General features: G+C 60.5%; 15 protein-coding genes and 1 pseudogene. 6 read left to right on the forward strand and 10 right to left on the reverse strand.

Annotation, left to right across the window (positions count from 1 at the left end):
* Window positions 1–104: 104 nt before the first annotated feature.
* The 3 genes from dgcA to KUO17_RS17635 are packed head-to-tail and all read right to left on the reverse strand — an operon-like array spanning window position 105 to window position 3,740.
* Window positions 105–2,165, reverse strand: coding sequence for a dimethylglycine demethylation protein DgcA (gene dgcA / locus KUO17_RS17625; RefSeq protein ID WP_217976815.1), 2,061 nt, complete (start codon window positions 2,163–2,165; stop codon window positions 105–107).
* Window positions 2,166–2,180: 15 nt separating this feature from the next.
* Window positions 2,181–2,711, reverse strand: a complete 531-nt coding sequence (locus KUO17_RS17630) for a DUF5943 domain-containing protein (protein ID WP_217976816.1) — start codon at window positions 2,709–2,711, stop codon at window positions 2,181–2,183.
* A gap of 51 nt (window positions 2,712–2,762) precedes the next feature.
* Window positions 2,763–3,740 (reverse strand): dipeptidase, encoded by a 978-nt coding sequence (locus tag KUO17_RS17635; RefSeq protein WP_217976817.1) that lies wholly within the window; start codon window positions 3,738–3,740, stop codon window positions 2,763–2,765.
* A gap of 260 nt (window positions 3,741–4,000) precedes the next feature.
* On the opposite strand from KUO17_RS17635, the gene KUO17_RS17640 reads away from it, so the two are divergent.
* The 3 genes and pseudogenes from KUO17_RS17640 to KUO17_RS17650 all read left to right on the forward strand — a co-directional run.
* Entirely contained in the window at window positions 4,001–4,411 is a 411-nt protein-coding gene (locus KUO17_RS17640; RefSeq protein ID WP_217976818.1) for a lysozyme inhibitor LprI family protein, read from the forward strand.
* Window positions 4,412–4,418: 7 nt separating this feature from the next.
* Window positions 4,419–4,838: a DUF3010 family protein gene (locus KUO17_RS17645; protein ID WP_217976819.1), complete on the forward strand. Its 420-nt coding sequence runs from the start codon at window positions 4,419–4,421 to the stop codon at window positions 4,836–4,838.
* A 118-nt stretch (window positions 4,839–4,956) separates the two neighbouring features.
* Window positions 4,957–5,199, forward strand: a pseudogene (locus KUO17_RS17650) (hypothetical protein); the annotation flags it as partial.
* Window positions 5,200–5,317: 118 nt separating this feature from the next.
* On the opposite strand, the gene gbdR reads toward KUO17_RS17650, so the two are convergent.
* Together gbdR and KUO17_RS17660 are read right to left on the reverse strand one after the other, a co-directional pair.
* Window positions 5,318–6,421 carry a choline metabolism transcriptional regulator GbdR gene (gbdR, locus tag KUO17_RS17655; RefSeq protein ID WP_217976820.1) on the reverse strand — a complete coding sequence of 368 codons (1,104 nt, stop codon included), beginning with the start codon at window positions 6,419–6,421 and terminating at the stop codon, window positions 5,318–5,320.
* Between the two features lie 405 nt (window positions 6,422–6,826).
* The gene (locus tag KUO17_RS17660; RefSeq protein WP_217976821.1) at window positions 6,827–8,203 is read right to left on the reverse strand and encodes an L-serine ammonia-lyase; all 1,377 of its coding nucleotides are present in this window, start codon (window positions 8,201–8,203) and stop codon (window positions 6,827–6,829) included.
* 354 nt (window positions 8,204–8,557) lie between these two features.
* Between KUO17_RS17660 and KUO17_RS17665 the strand changes: the two genes are divergently transcribed.
* The 3 genes from KUO17_RS17665 to choV all read left to right on the forward strand — a co-directional run bounded on the left by KUO17_RS17665 (window position 8,558) and on the right by choV (window position 11,599).
* The gene (locus tag KUO17_RS17665; RefSeq protein WP_217976822.1) at window positions 8,558–9,505 is read left to right on the forward strand and encodes a choline ABC transporter substrate-binding protein; all 948 of its coding nucleotides are present in this window, start codon (window positions 8,558–8,560) and stop codon (window positions 9,503–9,505) included.
* Window positions 9,506–9,575: 70 nt separating this feature from the next.
* Window positions 9,576–10,424, forward strand: coding sequence for a choline ABC transporter permease subunit (gene choW / locus KUO17_RS17670; protein ID WP_217976829.1), 849 nt, complete (start codon window positions 9,576–9,578; stop codon window positions 10,422–10,424).
* On the forward strand, window positions 10,421–11,599 hold the full coding sequence (gene choV / locus KUO17_RS17675; RefSeq protein ID WP_217976823.1) for a choline ABC transporter ATP-binding protein: 1,179 nt from the start codon (window positions 10,421–10,423) through the stop codon (window positions 11,597–11,599). Before choW ends, choV begins: the two co-directional genes overlap by 4 nt.
* Before the next feature lie 278 nt (window positions 11,600–11,877).
* Here the strand turns inward: choV and KUO17_RS17680 are convergent, their stop codons facing one another.
* From KUO17_RS17680 to KUO17_RS17700, 5 genes are all read right to left on the reverse strand, one after another.
* Window positions 11,878–12,249 (reverse strand): DUF7668 domain-containing protein, encoded by a 372-nt coding sequence (locus KUO17_RS17680; protein ID WP_217976824.1) that lies wholly within the window; start codon window positions 12,247–12,249, stop codon window positions 11,878–11,880.
* The gene (locus tag KUO17_RS27250; protein ID WP_425274871.1) at window positions 12,246–12,374 is read right to left on the reverse strand and encodes an HNH endonuclease signature motif containing protein; all 129 of its coding nucleotides are present in this window, start codon (window positions 12,372–12,374) and stop codon (window positions 12,246–12,248) included. The genes KUO17_RS17680 and KUO17_RS27250 overlap by 4 nt, the downstream gene beginning before the upstream one ends.
* A 789-nt stretch (window positions 12,375–13,163) precedes the next feature.
* Window positions 13,164–13,655: a hypothetical protein gene (locus tag KUO17_RS17690; RefSeq protein ID WP_217976826.1), complete on the reverse strand. Its 492-nt coding sequence runs from the start codon at window positions 13,653–13,655 to the stop codon at window positions 13,164–13,166.
* Between the two features lie 219 nt (window positions 13,656–13,874).
* A complete protein-coding gene (locus KUO17_RS17695; protein ID WP_217976827.1) occupies window positions 13,875–14,345 on the reverse strand; it encodes a DUF4304 domain-containing protein in 471 nt (156 codons plus the stop codon).
* On the reverse strand, window positions 14,342–14,788 hold a 447-nt coding region (locus KUO17_RS17700), incomplete at its 5' end, for an RHS repeat-associated core domain-containing protein (RefSeq protein WP_217976828.1). The genes KUO17_RS17695 and KUO17_RS17700, both read right to left, overlap by 4 nt.

Below are 14,788 nucleotides of genomic sequence, written 5' to 3' on the forward strand. Positions count from 1 at the left end.
GCCAGCGAAGCAGGCGCCGCGCATCAACGGACATGGCGTCGATCCCTTCGCTGGCAAGCCAGCTCCCACAGGGGTTGTGCAAAGCCATCAGCGGCAGTGCGCGATCAGAAATCCTTGCACAGGCGCAAGGCGTCGTAGATCGCCGCGTGGGTATTGCGCTGCGCCACACAGTCACCGATGCGGTACAGCAGATACCCTTCCCCCGGCTGGCTCAGGATCGGCTGTGGCTGGATCGCAAACAGCGCCTCGATGTCGATCTGGCCCTTGTTGCGTGAACCTTCCTTGAGCGCGTAATACAGCGTCTCGTCCGGCCGCACGCCGTTCTCGATCACCACCTGGTCGACCACCCGCTCCTCCTTGGCCCCGGTGTACTCGTTCTCCAGCACCGCCACCAGCTTGTCGCCCTCGCGGTAGACCTTCTCCAGCATCAGGTCGCCGGTCATGATCACTTCCTTGGGGTACATGCTGCGGTAGTAGGTGGGGAACGACGTGCCGCCAATCGCCACGCCCGGCTTGATGTCATCGGTGACGATCTCCACCTGGCTGCCCTTGTCGGCCAGAAAGTCCGCCACCGACATGCCGGTGAATTCGCAGATGGTGTCGTACACCAGCGCGGTCTTGCCCGGCGCCACAGTGCCGTCGAGCACGTCCCAACTGCTGACCACCAGCCCTTCGGCCGCGCCCCAGTGCTCGTTCTGTTCAATGAACGGGTGCCCCCCCACCGCCAGCACCACCACATCCGGGCGCAGGTCCATGATGGTTTCGGCATCGGCGCCGGTGCCCAGGCGCAGGTCGACCTTCAGGCGTGCCAGCTCCAGCTGGTACCAGCGCGTGATCCCGGCGATCTGGTCGCGTTGCGGCGCCTTGGACGCCAGCGTGATCTGCCCGCCGATCGCGTCCTTCTTCTCGAACAGGGTCACGTCATGGCCGCGCTCGGCCGCCACGCGGGCAGCCTCCATGCCGGCCGGGCCGGCACCGACCACCACCACCTTGCGCCGCGGCCCGGTGGACTTCTCGATGATGTGCGGCACGCCCATGTATTCACGCGAGGTGGCAGCGTTCTGGATGCACAGCACGTCCAGGCCCTGGTACTGGCGGTCGATGCAGTAGTTGGCGCCCACGCACTGCTTGATCTGGTCGACCTGGCCCATCTTGATCTTGGCGATCAGGTGCGGGTCGGCAATGTGCGCGCGGGTCATGCCGACCATGTCCACGTAGCCGCCTTCGAGGATGCGCGTGGCCTGGTTGGGGTCCTTGATGTTCTGCGCGTGCATCACCGGTACGCTGACCACTTCCTTGATCCCGGCCGCCAGGTGCAGGAACGGCTCCGGCGGGTAGCTCATGTTGGGGATCACGTTGGCCAGGGTGTTGTGGGTGTCGCAGCCCGAGCCGATCACGCCGAAGAAATCCAGCATGCCGGTGGCATCGTAGTACTTGGCGATCTCCTTCATGTCCTCGTGGCTGAGGCCATCGGGGTGGAACTCGTCGCCGCAGATGCGCATGCCCACGCAGAAATCCGGGCCCACTTCCTCGCGCACCGCCTTGAGCACTTCCAGGCCGAACTTCATGCGGCCCTCGAAGCTGCCGCCCCATTCATCGGTGCGCTTGTTGACCCGTGGGCTCCAGAACTGGTCGATCATGTGCTGGTGCACCGCCGACAGTTCGACGCCGTCCAGCCCGCCTTCCTTCGCGCGCCGCGCGGCCTGTGCGTAGTTGCCGATCACGCGCCAGATCTCTTCGGGCTCGATGGTCTTGCAGGTGGCGCGGTGCACTGGTTCGCGGATGCCCGAGGGCGACATCAGGGTCGGCCAGTTGAAACCGTCCCAGCGCGAACGCCGGCCCATGTGGGTAATCTGGATCATGATCTTGGCGCCATGCTTGTGCATGGCGTCGGCCAGGTTCTGGAAGTGCGGGATGATGCGGTCGGTGGCCAGGTTCACCGAGGCCCACCATTGCTGCGGGCTGTCGATGGCCACCACCGAGGAGCCGCCACAGATCGCCAGGCCGATGCCGCCCTTGGCTTTCTCTTCGTAGTACCTCACGTAGCGCTCGGTGGTCATGCCGCCATCGGTGGCGTACACCTCGGCGTGCGCGGTGCTCAGCACGCGGTTGCGGATGGTCAGTTTGCCGATCTGGATCGGCTGGAACATTGCTTCGAATGCCATGGCGCGATCCTCGACTTACAGCGGCTTGACGATGAACAGGCCATCGTCGTGGCCTTCTTCAGAACCGCCGTAGACCTGCTCGGCGACCGTGCGCAAGGTACTGCCGCGGGCGGCCAGGATCTGGTCCATGGCGCCGGCGAACCAGCCGGTGAACATGTAGTCGACCTTGCGCCCGACCTTGCCGTACACATAGACGAAGGCAGAGTGCGCGAGCCTGACGCTGGCCGTGCCCTGGTCCAGGTCGATGTCCTGGATCTTGAACAGGCCCCAGCCGCGTTGCGACAGACGCTTCATGTAGTGCTCGAACACCGCCACGCCTTCCAGGCCATGGCATTCGGCCTCTTTCTCGCACCAGTGCCAGGCCGACTTGTAGCCGGCCTTGTAGAGGATTTCGGCATAGGCGTCGGCGCCCAGCACCTCTTCGATGCCGATGTGGTTGTTGACGAAGAAATGCCGGGGCACGTAGAGCATCGGCAGCGCGTCGCTGGTCCAGACACCGGTCTCGCTGTCGACTTCGATGGGTAATTGCGGGGCGATCTTGGCCATGGAAACTGAACTCCAACAAGGAAAAAGGGGTGAAGCGGGCTGAGGCGGGATTTATTCGCCCCACACGTCCCTGAGGACGTTGACCCAGTTTTCGCCCATGATCTTTCTCACCACGCGCTCCGGATGGCCGCGCTTGAGCAGGGTTTCGGTGAGGTTGGGAAACTCGCCGACGGTGCGGATGCCCAGCGGGTTGATGATCTTGCCGAAGCTGGTCAGGCGGCGCGCGTAGCCCTTGTCGTGGGTCAGGTACTCGAAGAAGTCCTGGCCGTGGCCCTGGGTGAAATCGGTGCCGATGCCGATGGCGTCTTCACCCACCAGGTTCATGGTGTATTCGATGGCTTCGGCGTAGTCGTCGATGGTCGAGTCGATGCCCTTGGCCAGGAACGGCGCGAACATCGTCACGCCGACGAAGCCGCCGCGGTCGGCGATGAACTTCAGCTCTGCATCGGACTTGTTGCGCGGGTGCTCCTTGAGCCCGGAGGGCAGGCAGTGGGAGTAGCACACCGGTTTTTTCGATTCGAGAATGACTTCCTCGCTGGTCTTGGAACCGACATGGGACAGGTCGCACATGACCCCGACGCGGTTCATCTCGGCGACGATCTCGCGACCGAAGCCCGACAGGCCGCCGTCGCGTTCGTAGCAGCCGGTGCCTACCAGGTTCTGGGTGTTGTAGCACATCTGCACGATGCCCACGCCCAGCTGCTTGAAGATGTCGACGTAGCCGATCTGGTCTTCGAAGGCATGGGCGTTCTGGAAGCCGAAGAGGATGCCGGTCTTGCCCAGCTCCTTGGCCTTGCGAATGTCGGCGGTGGTGCGTACCGGGATCACCAGGTCGCTGTTCTCGCGGATCAGCTTCTGGCTGGCGACGATGCTGTTGACCGTGGTTTGAAAGCCTTCCCACACCGATACCGTGCAGTTGGCGGCGGTGAGGCCGCCTTTGCGCATGTCCTCGAACAGCTCGCGGTTCCATTTGGCGATGATCAGCCCGTCGATAACGATGCTGTCTGCGTGTAACTCGGCTGGGCTCATCAGGCTGTCCCCTTTTTGGTGTCTGTGCGCCGAATCGTGTGCCGGCGCTTTGGGACCAGCATATGCCTAGGGGACAGGTCGCCAGGATGCAAAAACGACAGGGGAATTGCCGAAAGCGTCAACGGCCGACAAAGCCGATGATGGTCAGTGGGCTCAGTGCTGTCAGACAGGTTGGCCAAGCGAGCAGCGCTGTTCTTTGCCGCAGTGCTTTGCGAGAATCGCTGATCCTGTTGCGCGTACCCCTGTGGGAGACTCTATAGATGAAATCGCTGGTATGGCTTGCCCTCGTGGCCGTGACGCTGGGCGCACAGGCCGAGGAAAACGACGAGAACACCCCGTGCGACAACGTGGAAACTGCCCAGCAGAACTACGACTGCGCGCTGTTCAGCCGCACCACTGCCGAACGCGAACTGAATGCGGCCTTCGCCGACCTGCTCGAGCGCATCAAGGAGCAGTACGCCGGCCAGGGCGCCAAGGTCGTTGAGCTGAGCACCCGCCTGAACGCCGCCCAAACCCTGTGGAAGCAAGTGCGCGACGCCGACTGCAAGGTCGAGACCTACGACAGCGCGCCGGGCAAGGACTACGACGCGGCGCTGAACACCTGCCTGGCGCAGCGCAGCGACGACCGTTCCGAATACCTGCAGTCCCTGGGCCTGCAAAACTCCGATTGAGGCACACATGAAAATCTGCGGTATTGAAATCAAGGGCAGCGAAGCGTTGCTGGCCGTGGTCAGCCTGGAGGCTGGCAGCCCTGTGCACGTTGGCGTGGCGACCAAGAAAATCGGCCTGGAGGACGACGAAGACGCGGCTCAGGTCAAGGCCTTCGCCGCGCAGGTGAAAGCCTTTGTCAGCGAGCAGGGCATCGAGCGCCTGGCGATCAAGAAGCGCAGCAAGAAAGGCGATTTTGCCGGTGGCCCCACCACCTTCAAGATCGAGGGCGTGTTGCAGTTGCTGGACAACTGCGAGGTCGAGCTGGTGTCGCCGCAAACCGTCAGCGCCCAGGCCAAGAAGCATGATCTGGAGCTGCCGACGTCGCTGAACAAGTATCAGCATGAGGCCTACAAGAGTGCCTGCGCGGTGCTGCTCAAGCGCGGCTGAGGCCCCATCGGCTTAGCCGAAAACGACCTGTTCATAGGTAAAGCGGACATGCCCCTTGTCGCCGCGCGGCGGCGCTTCCAGAATCGGAACACCTTCTGCGTAGAACAAGGAAACCGCCATGCTGCATGCCGATTTGATTGATCAGGACGACCTGCTGAGCCAACTGCGTGCGTTGGGCTTCGAGATGCCGGCGGGCGCCACGGCCGAGCAGGCCTGCGAGTGTGCGGTACGGGGGTTGAGCGCAGAACGCGCGCGGGCGTTGCGCGCGATGGTGGAGCAGTTGTACAGCGGCAGCGCGACGATCCTGCCGGCGGTGCGCCAGGCGATCGACAGGCAGCTGCTGCCGGCGTTGGCGGCGTTCACCCCCCCACCGCAGTTGACCCCTTCGCTGGCAAGCCAGCTCCCACAGGTAAATCACCGCTCTCATGGGCGGTGGAGAACCTGTGGGAGCTGGCTTGCCAGCGAAGAACCCCCGCGTTCTACAGCCTCACACTGGCAAATGTCGACTCGTTGCGCGCCTGGCTCAACGCCGACATCGGCCCGGCCAGCGGCGACAGCACCAGCGCCTGCGGGATCGGCATCATCGCCACCTGCTGCGCCGTATTGGACCCTACCCGCTCATCACGCGGTGGGATCCCGAAGTACTCGCGATAGCACTTGGAGAAGTGCGGCGTGGACACAAACCCGCACACCGACGCCACCTCGATGATCGACATCGGTGTCTGCTTGAGCAACTGCCGCGCGCGAATCAGGCGCAGCTTCAGGTAATAGCGCGACGGCGAACAGTGCAGGTACTTCTGGAACAACCGCTCCAGTTGGCGCCGCGACACCGCCACGTACACCGCCAGCTCATCCAGGTCGATCGGCTCTTCGAGGTTGGCCTCCATCAGCGCGACGATCTCCTGCAGCTTCGGCTGGTTGGTGCCCAGCATGTGCTTGAGCGGCACGCGCTGGTGATCCTGTTCGTTGCGAATGCGCTCGTACACGAACATCTCCGAGATCGCCGCCGACAACTCGCGGCCATGATCACGGCTGATCAGGTGCAGCATCATGTCCAGCGGCGCCGTACCACCGGAGCTGGTGAAGCGGTTGCGGTCCAGAGTGAACAGCCGGGTGCTCATGCTCACCCGCGGGAACGCCTCCTGCATCGAGGCCAGGCACTCCCAGTGCACGCTGCAGTCGAAACCGTCGAGCAGGCCGGCGCACGCCAGCGCCCAGCTGCCGGTGCACACCGCGCCCAGGCGCCGCGACTGACGCGCCTGGCTCTGCAGCCAGGTCACGTGCTCACGGGTCACGGTGCGCTGGATGCCGATGCCGCCGCACACGATCACGGTGTCCATGGCCGGTGCCTTGTGCATCGCCGCATCGGGGGTGATCTGCAAGCCGTCGCTGGCCCATACCTGGCCGCCATCCACGCTCAAGGTGCTCCAGCGATACAGCTCGCGGCCCGACAGCTGGTTGGCCATGCGCAGCGGCTCGACGGCAGACGCCAGGGAAATCAGCGTGAAGTTGTCCAGCAGCAGAAAGCCGATGGATTGGGGCGTGCGGTTTTGGGTTGGGGTCCCGGAGTTGTACGACGTCATCGCGATCTCTCCTCACACAATGCAGGTTGCGCCTCAGGCACGGGCTTTTTGTCATGGCCCCGATTCGAATGCAGGGGCTTTTGCCAATCACAACGCAAATGCCATGCCCAAAATTGAATGGGCATTCAACAACTCCTGAAAACGACCTTGCGAAGCGTCTATATAGCCCGCCCCAAAAGCCCCGGCTATAAACGCAAAAGGCCGGCCCAAAGCGCGTCTGTAGGACGGCTCAGGGACGGTGAGAAGTCTGGTAGCACTTGTGGGAATTTGCCCAGAAACGACAACGCGCGGTGTCACCGCGCGCTGAAGAAGACCTGTTCTCAATGCCGCATCAGCGCCATCGGCAATGGTCGCGCCAAAAGGCGGCGCGGTGTCGAGGGTGTGGGCGAAAACGGCGCAGGTACCTCAGCACTCGATGGTGTTCACCGCCAGGCCGCCGCGTGAGGTTTCCTTGTATTTGTCGTGCATGTCGGCGCCGGTATCACGCATGGTGCGGATCACCCGGTCGAGGGAAATGAAGTGCTCGCCGTCACCGCGCAGGGCCATCTGCGCGGCATTGATCGCCTTCACCGCAGCGATTGCGTTGCGCTCGATGCAGGGCACCTGCACCAGCCCGCCGACCGGGTCGCAGGTCAGCCCCAGGTTGTGCTCCAGGCCTATTTCGGCGGCGTTCTCCACCTGTGCCGGGGTGGCCCCGAGCACTTCGGCCAGCCCCGCCGCCGCCATCGCGCAGGCCGAGCCGACCTCGCCCTGGCAGCCGACCTCGGCGCCAGAGATCGAGGCGTTCTTCTTGCACAGGATGCCCACTGCCGCCGCACCCAGGAAGAAGTCCACCACGTTGGCTTCGCTCACCTCGTCGCTGAAACGCATGTAGTAGTGCAGCACCGCCGGGATGATCCCGGCGGCGCCGTTGGTGGGGGCGGTGACCATGCGCCCGCCGGCGGCGTTCTCTTCGTTGACGGCCAGTGCATACAGGTTGACCCACTCCATGGCGCTGAGCGTCGAACCAATCACATTGGGTTTGCCCAGCTCCTGCAGGCTGCGGTGCAGGCGTGCTGCACGGCGTCGCACATTGAGCCCGCCGGGCAGGATGCCCTCGTGCCTGAGGCCGCTTTCGACGCACGCCTGCATGGCCCGCCAGAGGGTCATGAGGCCGGCGCGAATCTCGGCTTCGCTGCGCCAGACCTTTTCGTTTTCCAGCATCAATTGCGACACGCGCAGGTCGTTTCGCTTGCACAGCTCAAGCAGTTCGACGGCGCTGTTGAAATCGTAGGGCAACTCGGTGGTGTCGGCGTCCAGCACACCGCTGGCCGCCTGCGCGGCGTCCACCACAAAACCGCCGCCCACCGAGTAATAGGTATCGCGGTGCAACTGGCCATGCGCGGCTTCGGCAATCAGGGTCATGGCGTTGGGATGGTACGGCAGGTTCTCGTCGAGCAGCAGCATGTCGCGGGCCCATACAAACCCGACGGGCAGGTGCCCGTCCAGCAGCAGGCTGTCGGTTTCACGCAGTGCGGCGATGCGCGGGCCGATCCGGGTGGGGTCGATGGCGTCCGGCCATTCGCCCATCAGGCCCATGATCACGGCATTGTCACTGCCGTGGCCGATGCCGGTGGCCGACAGCGAACCGTACAGGCGCACCTCGATGCGCTGCACCTGTGCAAGCTGGCCGCGCTCGCGCAGCCCCTGCACGAACAGCGCGGCGGCGCGCATGGGCCCGACCGTGTGCGAGCTTGAAGGGCCGACACCGATCTTGAACAGGTCGAACACGCTGATGGCCATGCCATACACCTCTGACTGCTACGCTGAAAAGGCGGCAATCCGCCGGTTTCGCGCATCATCAGGCTTTTGTCTGCGGCCCCGGCGTCTACAACCGACGCGCTCTTGTCCAGCAACGCCGCCCGTTGCCAGCGCGGTTTTTGCGCCGTTTTTTGCGGTGCAGAGGCGCCACGACAGCGTTTATCCAGGCCTACAAATCTGTAAGCGACCTCACCGGCACTGGATGCGACCCTGCCTGTACTGGATACGACGCACCCTGTAGGCGTTTGTTTTTGGCTGTTAGATGATCGGTATCGACTCGATTGCACGGCACCTGTCCCGTGGGACATCCGAGAAAAAACACCCAGGAGTCCATCCATGAAAGGTTCCCCCCCGCTGTTGCTGGCTGCGCTGCTGAGCCTGCCGGTGCTGGCCCAGGCCGCCGAGCCCGAGCAGTGTCACACCGTCAACTTCTCCGATGTCGGCTGGACCGACATCACCGTCACCACCGCCGTCACCAGCGCGGTACTCGAAGCCCTCGGCTACAAGACCCGCACCACCATGATCTCGGTGCCGGTGACCTACAAGTCGCTGGCCGACGGCAAGAACATGGACGTGTTCCTCGGCAACTGGATGCCGACCATGGAAAACGACATCAAGCAGTACCGCGACGCCGGTACGGTCGAGACCGTGCGCGCCAACCTGGAAAACGCCAAGTACACCCTGGCCGTGCCCCAGGCGCTGTACGACAAGGGCCTGAAGAATTTTGCCGACATCGCCAAATTCAAGAAGGAACTGGGCGGCAAGATCTACGGCATCGAGCCGGGCAACGACGGTAACCGCACCATCCAGAGCATGATCGACAAGAACGCCTTCGGCCTGAAGGACGCCGGCTTCAAGGTGGTGGAGTCGAGCGAGGCCGGCATGTTGTCGCAGGTTGACCGCGCCCAGCGCCGCGGCACCGACGTGGTGTTCCTGGGCTGGGAACCGCACCCGATGAACACGCGCTTCAAGATGAAATACCTCGACGGCGGCGACGACTTCTTCGGCCCCGACTATGGCAAGGCCACCGTGCTCACCAACACGCGCAAGGGCTACAGCCAGGAATGCAGCAACGTCGGCCAGTTGCTGAAGAACCTCGCCTTCACCCTGGACATGGAAAGCACCCTGATGGGCAAGGTGCTCGACGACAAGGTCAAGCCCGACGCAGCGGCCAAGGCCTGGCTCAAGCAGAACCCGCAGGTGCTCGACACCTGGCTGGCCGGCGTGACCACCGTAGACGGCAAACCGGGCCTGGAGGCGGCCAAGGCCAAGCTGACGCAGTAAGCACGCCCTGCGCCGGGGGGCGATTGCCCGGCGCAGGTTGTTTCCAATCCCTTGCAGGTGGACGCTCGCTATCATGCTGATCGATCAAAAAATACCCCTGGGCCAGCACATCGCGGCATTCGTCGAATGGTTGACGCAACACGGCGCCAACTACTTCGATGCCTTTGCCGAAGCGCTGGAATTCATGATTCATGGTGTGACCGGGGCACTGACCTGGTTCAACCCTTTCGTCCTGATCGGCCTGGTTGCCCTGATCGCTCACCTGATCCAGCGCAAATGGGCGCTGACGGTGTTCTGCGCCCTGTCGTTCCTGCTCATCCTCAACCTGGGCTACTGGCAGGAGACCATGGAAACCCTGGCCCAGGTGCTGTTCGCGACCTTCGTGTGCGTGGCCATCGGCGTGCCGCTTGGCATCCTGGCGGCGCACAAGCCGATGTTCTATACCGCCATGCGCCCGGTGCTCGACCTGATGCAGACGGTGCCCACCTTCGTCTACCTGATCCCCACCCTGACCCTGTTCGGCCTGGGCGTGGTGCCGGGGTTGATCTCGACGGTGGTATTCGCCATCGCCGCGCCCATCCGCCTCACCTACCTGGGCATCCGCGACGTGCCGCAGGAACTGCTGGACGCCGGCAAGGCGTTCGGCTGCTCGCGGCGCCAACTGCTCTCGCGCATCGAACTGCCGCACGCCATGCCCAGCATCGCGGCGGGCGTTACCCAGTGCATCATGCTGTCGCTGTCGATGGTGGTGATTGCCGCACTGGTGGGCGCCGACGGTCTGGGCAAACCTGTGGTCAACGCACTCAACACTGCCGATATCGCGCTGGGCTTCGAGGCTGGGCTGGCGATCGTGCTGCTGGCGATCATGCTCGACCGTATCTGCAAACAACCCGACGCACCGGCAAGGAGTGAAGCATGAGCATTATTCGCTTCGAAGAGGTAGACGTAATCTTCTCCAGGCACCCGCGTGAGGCCCTGAGCCTGCTCGACCAGGGCCTCACGCGTGAACAGATCCTGAAGAAGACCGGCCTGGTGGTCGGCGTCGAGAAGGCCAGCCTGGACATCAACAAGGGCGAGATCTGCGTGCTGATGGGCCTGTCGGGCTCGGGCAAGTCGAGCCTGCTGCGCTGCATCAACGGCTTGAACACGGTCAGCCGCGGCAAGCTGTTCGTCGAACATGAAGGCTCGCAGATCGACATCGCCCACTGCACCCCGGCGGAACTCAAGATGATGCGCACCCAGCGCATCGCCATGGTGTTCCAGAAGTTCGCCCTGATGCCCTGGCTGACGGTGCGCGAGAACATCAGCTTCGGCCTGGAGATGCAGGGCCGGCCGGAGAAGGAGCGGCGCAAGCTGGTGGACGAAAAGCTGGAGCTGGTGGGCCTGACCCAGTGGCGCAACAAGAAGCCCGACGAGCTGTCCGGAGGCATGCAGCAGCGTGTGGGCCTGGCCCGGGCGCTGGCGATGGATGCCGACATCCTGCTGATGGACGAACCGTTCTCGGCGCTCGACCCGTTGATCCGCCAGGGCCTGCAGGACGAGTTGCTGGAACTGCAGCGCAAGCTGGCCAAGACCATCGTGTTCGTCAGCCATGACCTGGACGAGGCGCTCAAACTCGGTAGCCGCATCGCGATCATGAAGGACGGGCGCATCATCCAGTACAGCAAGCCGGAAGAGATCGTGCTGAACCCGGCGGACGAGTATGTGCGTACCTTCGTGGCGCACACCAACCCGCTCAACGTGCTGTGCGGGCGCAGCCTGATGCGCACGCTGGACAAGTGCAAGCGCATCAATGGCTCGGTGTGCCTGGACCCGGGCGGTGATTCCTGGCTGGACCTGGCCGAGGGCAACACCATCAAGGGCGCACGCCAGGGCGCCAACGGCATGGCCTTGCAGAACTGGGCGCCGGGCGAGGCGGTGGAAGGGTTGGAGCGCAAGCCGACCCTGGTGAACGCGAGCATCGGCATGCGCGAGGCGCTGCAGATTCGCTATCAGACGGGGAACAAGCTGGTGCTGCAGGACGGCAACCAGGTGGTGGGGATACTGGGCGACAGCGAGCTGTATCACGCGTTGCTGGGCAAGAATCTGGGGTGATGCGCATCGCTTCTTCGCCGGCAAGGTCAGCGCATTGACTTGCCTGCGAGGGGGCCGAGAGGTCAAGGCCGCCCACCCCGAACAGGTTTAGGCTTAGTGGGGGTTGCACTTGAAAATTGAGCCTAAGCTGTCCGTTAGTGGCGATAAGGCCAACTTAGGTCAGGACGCGAGGCCGCGTGTGGATGCGGGTCGTGCGCAGTGGACGCCGCCTGACATCTTTGCAAGTTCACATAGGACTCCAGCAACATACCGATCAAATCCCGACAGGCGTGCAGACGCTACGGCACGTACACCAAAACCACCTCATATCGGTATCCATCGTCACCTTCATAAACGTGAACCTGAAGGACCAAGTCACTTCTCCCCTCCTCCTCGGTGTAAAGATCAACCAAAACGTCCCAGAATTCCCCGTACCAAATGCAGACGGAAGAGTTCCAGGACTCATCTGGCAACTTTCTTAGTTGTGCACCATACGCATGAATACTCTCTTGGGCATGCGCCCATACGTCCGGAGATTGAAGCGTTACCTGCGCCAGCGATGGCTCGCCCCCTTGGATTAGGGCATCAACGATGGCGCTGAGCGTTGGCCGCCAAACCTGCGGCACTGGAACCTGATTTTCGCCATCTTTAGCTACGACCGTCTTATTCATTGCCAATCTCTCGCATGCAATTGTTTGTGACAATCCAAACAGACCTCGACATGATTGGACGATGTAGTGGGACCGCCGTCGGCATCACGCTTAACATGATGCCCGGCGCACATGTTCCTATCAATTGACGTCCCGCAGCCTGTCGCGTACTGACCACCCTGTTCAGCTCGCCTGGATTCTCTCGCGGATTCAGTGAACCTCCGCTGCGGGTCTCATTGCGTTATCGGAACTGACCCCGCCCCGCTAAGTGGCTTTGGAAGATCTACCACCACCTTGCTGGTGTCGCCCAGCTTGAACGTGATTCCCTTTAGTTCACCTTTGCCCTAGGTGCAGGCCCGTCTCATGGTCGTGATACTGGCCCTGGAAGCGAATCGGGTCTTCACCTCCCCCCATGCCTTGTAATGCGCCGACCACGCCACCTGCCCGAAGTGGTCAGTCAACTACTGCGGCGTACCCAGGTGGTCGCACTGGTACCACGCCAGCGCATTGAACGGCTTCGCCTGCGGTTCGAAGGTCCAGACCGGATCGTCATCGATGTTGTACGGCAGGCTGTAGGTCGGCTGTGCGATCAGCCGTGTCCCTTCATGCCTTACAGCCTGCGCCTTGGAGATACATCAGTAGATCAACAAACATCAGCGCAGTTTGCGGCCGGTTCGCAACAGCCACTAACAAACTTTAGCTGTATACTCAAACTCCGATTCTTTACTTCCCCTCAAAGTCCAACATCGAAATCTTTGCGCGCACAAACATTTTCTCTACAAAGCATTTTTCGGCAGACCAAGATACCCGTTCAATTATTTAAATAATATAAAACAAACACCTATTCACGAGCAAGCTCGCCAGGCCCAGCCGACAATAGAACTTAACTAACTTTCAGGTCATATCCTTCTGGCGAGCTAAGAGCAGCACACAATCTAATACCCTTCGCAAGGGCCTCGCAAGCTCCTGGCCCGACATAATAAGAGCGAATTTTTTTTAAAGTTACCTTTAATTTTTTTCTCGAACAACTTAAAAAGATCTAAGCCATCACCTGACTGATATATAGTCGACACTTCACTTACAATAATTCCTTCTCCAAAATATTCGCCCCCAGGCCTAAAAACTAAAGTACCTAGATTTTCCTTTTGATCCAAAATATATCTTACCCCCCCCTGCTTCGTAGAAACCTTACGCAGAGAAACCGCCACACCAGGCTTGCAAATTAAATAAAAATCATTCAAAACACTTGTTGGATGTGATGACACTCCTAGCCCCGGAACATCGACCAACCGACTGAAAACAGTTAGCTTTCCATCTACTACTTCCCCCGCTTGCGTGATATTTATACTACTAGTCGCATCTATTGCCTCCACCAGCGAAAACATATCACTTTTAGTTGCGAAAAAACCTAAGCTCTTCCCTCGCACGTTCATCACCCCTTTGGCTTTGGTAGCAGCAGAAAGTGCTCTGTTGGTTTTTGTGCTCGGATGCGTACTGCATTACGAGCCCCCGTACTGCCTGAGCGCAGACTCTGTTAAACCCGACCGCCTCAATCTTTAAATACTTTATAGCCCCTCAACATAACCGCACAAATACCCTAATAACCCGGGACTCTTATCCAGACTCAAACACCACACAAGACGCATTTAAACTTCTTTCAGCACCATCGCAGAGAGTTTTTTTTCATCCCTCAACCTTCTGATCGTAGCTCGATCGTGATTTTTTCCAACAAACTCTATAAGACGAGAAAAAACATCAATCAGTAGTCTTTTCAGCTCACCCATATCCCCATTAACCACAAGATCATCGAAGGTTTTTTGTAGTTTCACGGGAGCATCAGGAAACCCTTCAAGCCTGAAATCCACATGCACAGACAGCTTAGAGTCACGAAAATTAAAAGCGCTGCAAACTTCCTCAATTGAAGGGCTCCCCCCCATCAACTCCTTATATATTATTCCGACATTCACATAAAACGCCTTGCTGTAGCTTGACTTCTGATGATTAAGCAAAAGGAAAAAATCCGGATATTCAATATATCGTGTACTCCCGGATCCTAAAAAACCAACCTCAGTTGCCGCAGAGGAAAAAACCTTATTTGTCGTCAATACCTTACTCATGACTTAGGCACCACCACCCTTATGCTTCTCGCACCCGTATTCGGATCTAACACATCTAAAATACCTTCGTACTCCTGGCCAGTATTTTCTTTCATTTGATCACAGTAACGCTTCACTTGAGCCTCCCCTCTTTTTATCGTCCTAGCACTACACGTGCACTTCCTCTCGATTATTGCGCACTCCTCATAATTGATAGCATCAACCCTCCCGGCCCCCTTCACCTCCCTCTCCCGTTTATACCCATCAGGATAAGGAAATTTTTGCATATCATTATGAAATTCTTGACCACGCTTTGCTTGACTGCTATGCCCACTGGTCGAGGACTTCGCCAAACCTAAAGCATCAACCCACCCAACCGGATTCGGCGCATACACATACAGATTCAACCCACCCGCATAACTGATCGGGTCTTTACTGACAAATCGCCCTACCCCCGGATCATA

Origin of the sequence: Pseudomonas aegrilactucae (assembly GCF_019168305.1) — a bacterium.
GTDB lineage: Bacteria > Pseudomonadota > Gammaproteobacteria > Pseudomonadales > Pseudomonadaceae > Aquipseudomonas > Aquipseudomonas aegrilactucae.

Bases quoted from the DNA above. Each gene is read 5' to 3' on its own strand.
- choV (WP_217976823.1), top strand. From the start codon at position 10,421: ATGAGCATTATTCGCTTCGAAGAGGTAGACGTAATCTTCTCCAGGCAC.
- KUO17_RS17695 (WP_217976827.1), bottom strand. From the start codon at position 14,345: ATGAGTAAGGTATTGACGACAAATAAGGTTTTTTCCTCTGCGGCAACT.
- KUO17_RS17635 (WP_217976817.1), bottom strand. From the start codon at position 3,740: ATGAGCCCAGCCGAGTTACACGCAGACAGCATCGTTATCGACGGGCTG.
- KUO17_RS17665 (WP_217976822.1), top strand. From the start codon at position 8,558: ATGAAAGGTTCCCCCCCGCTGTTGCTGGCTGCGCTGCTGAGCCTGCCG.
- KUO17_RS17645 (WP_217976819.1), top strand. From the start codon at position 4,419: ATGAAAATCTGCGGTATTGAAATCAAGGGCAGCGAAGCGTTGCTGGCC.
- gbdR (WP_217976820.1), bottom strand. From the start codon at position 6,421: ATGACGTCGTACAACTCCGGGACCCCAACCCAAAACCGCACGCCCCAA.
- KUO17_RS17630 (WP_217976816.1), bottom strand. From the start codon at position 2,711: ATGGCCAAGATCGCCCCGCAATTACCCATCGAAGTCGACAGCGAGACC.
- dgcA (WP_217976815.1), bottom strand. From the start codon at position 2,165: ATGGCATTCGAAGCAATGTTCCAGCCGATCCAGATCGGCAAACTGACC.
- KUO17_RS17640 (WP_217976818.1), top strand. From the start codon at position 4,001: ATGAAATCGCTGGTATGGCTTGCCCTCGTGGCCGTGACGCTGGGCGCA.
- KUO17_RS17680 (WP_217976824.1), bottom strand. From the start codon at position 12,249: ATGAATAAGACGGTCGTAGCTAAAGATGGCGAAAATCAGGTTCCAGTG.
- KUO17_RS17660 (WP_217976821.1), bottom strand. From the start codon at position 8,203: ATGGCCATCAGCGTGTTCGACCTGTTCAAGATCGGTGTCGGCCCTTCA.